1 protein-coding gene and 2 pseudogenes are annotated in these 1,755 nt (G+C 53.9%); 1 reads left to right on the plus strand and 2 read right to left on the minus strand.

Going from position 1 to position 1,755, the window contains the following annotated elements; translation table 11 throughout:
* Positions 1-661, minus strand: a pseudogene (locus NW857_RS12805) (FkbM family methyltransferase); the annotation flags it as partial.
* Between the two features lie 211 nt (positions 662-872).
* Between NW857_RS12805 and NW857_RS12810 the strand changes: the two are divergent.
* On the plus strand, positions 873-1,412 hold the full coding sequence (locus NW857_RS12810) for a type IV pilin protein (protein WP_414349196.1): 540 nt from the start codon (positions 873-875) through the stop codon (positions 1,410-1,412).
* Positions 1,413-1,640: 228 nt separating this feature from the next.
* On the opposite strand, the pseudogene NW857_RS12815 reads toward NW857_RS12810, so the two are convergent.
* Positions 1,641-1,755: pseudogene (locus tag NW857_RS12815) on the minus strand (IS630 family transposase); the annotation flags it as partial.

Consider the following 1,755-nt stretch of genomic DNA (forward strand, 5'->3'; position numbering starts at 1 on the left):
GACTCTCTAGGAGATGAGCTTGTAGAACTGTGGCCACTTCGAAAAACAGATCCAGGTAGCCGTCATCCCATAGCCGAGTGAGGAGTTGAGTTAGGAGTGACTCCTGGGTGATGTCTATGGTCTCCTCACCCGCCAGACTGACTAAGTGCTCCACTAGGGCCTGCCCGTAGAAGCCGACGGCCAGCTCGTCTTGAGCTTGCAAGGCCCGGAACAGCAGAACTTGAGTGTTATCCCGCCGGACTGGATCCAGCTCAAAGGCCATCTCCCTCAGCTTTAGGCAGATCTGGAGACGCTGCTGGGAATCCTGGCTGGGTGTATTTTCCAGACGGCCTGCCAAAGACAGCAATAGCTCTACGACTTTCTCCGGGGGCAGGATCCCGGTCTTGACCAAGGATGTGTAGACCTGGTAGGCGAGGTTTAGGCGGCCCGAAATCAAAACTTGCTCCAGTGCCGCGAGGGCGATTGCCACCCGGTCAGCCGGGAAAGCTTCTTCTTCAGACGGCGAAGGCACCTCAAGATCAAAGAGGCCCCACAAGAACTCTCTCCACGCCTCTGGATCTTGCTGTAGGTAGAAAGTCGCCAGCCATTCTGCGAAGGCATCTGGCGATTGCTGCAACAGTTGCTTGGCTTCCAGAATCCGAGCTTGCAGGGTGGGGTTCATGGGCGGAAGGGAGAGCGCTGGTCTTAACTGGTCTTAATTTGCCATGCAGAGGCCCGCTCGGCCAAACTACGGAACCTTTCTAGACCCACCCCCCTCAAGATCCGCAATTTCGCTGGGGGGCAGTCTGTTATGAATTGCCCTCAGGCTGGGTATGTTAAGACTGGCAGGTAACCTGCACAAGTAACTCTCTAGTAACTAAGGATCGAGTACTATGAGCGCGAAGTCTCGTCAGTCTCTGTTGCGGGCCAAGCTGGCTCAGCAACTTCTCTCCCAAGCCAAGGGCTTCACCCTGATCGAACTGCTGGTGGTGATCGTGATTGTGGGCGTGCTGTCTGCGGTGGCGATCCCTCAGTTCTTGAACCAAGTGCGCCGCTCCCGTACTGCGGAAGCGCAAGCCGCTCTCAGTGCGGTGGGGCGGGGCTCTGAGGCTTATCGCTTGGATTTCACAAAATACCCTACTGCCTACAGCGTAATTCAGTTCGGCTGCCCCACAACTTACTGCGGTGCTCGAGGCGACAAATATATGAACGATCCTTGGAGCACCCCAAACTACGGTACGCCGGTGGCTAGTAACGTTTCGAACACCTCTCCTCAAGGGATGCGGTGGGATACTACTGCTCTTGCTGGCAGCACCCAGTATATTAACTCCAGTGGTAACCCTATCCAATGCACCATTGGCTTGGGAGCCCAACAGACAGTTGTACCTACCCTTACGACGTTCGCAGGCAAGAGCTGCAACGTGTTTGACTAATTTCTGCTGGTTCCGCTGTTTATTCGGCTCCCTTGGGGGGAGCCTTTTTAGTGCTCTGGGGCAACCTGAGATCCTCACGGGGCAAGTACAGTCGCAAGTAACTGGGAAGGATGGCAGATGCAGGTGAAGATACCCTCTTCTATCAAGCTCTGGTTAATCATGGAGTTGCTGCAGAGTATGAACTTTTGGTAAAGAGTCGCCATTTGATTGATACAGCCTGTTAAAGAATCAAGGGGTGCAGTAGCAACACTTAGCAAACCAACTCTGGAAGCAGGATGGATTAATCAGTAGTAAAGAAGTCTGCACTATCTGCTCCAGGCTATACTTCCCAACTCTGGAAAAC

This window comes from Synechococcus sp. H55.9 (assembly GCF_047462355.1).
Classification (GTDB): Bacteria; Cyanobacteriota; Cyanobacteriia; order Thermostichales; family Thermostichaceae; genus Thermostichus.

Excerpts from the sequence above, each read along its gene's own strand:
- NW857_RS12810 (WP_414349196.1), top strand. The coding sequence starts at position 873 with ATGAGCGCGAAGTCTCGTCAGTCTCTGTTGCGGGCCAAGCTGGCTCAG.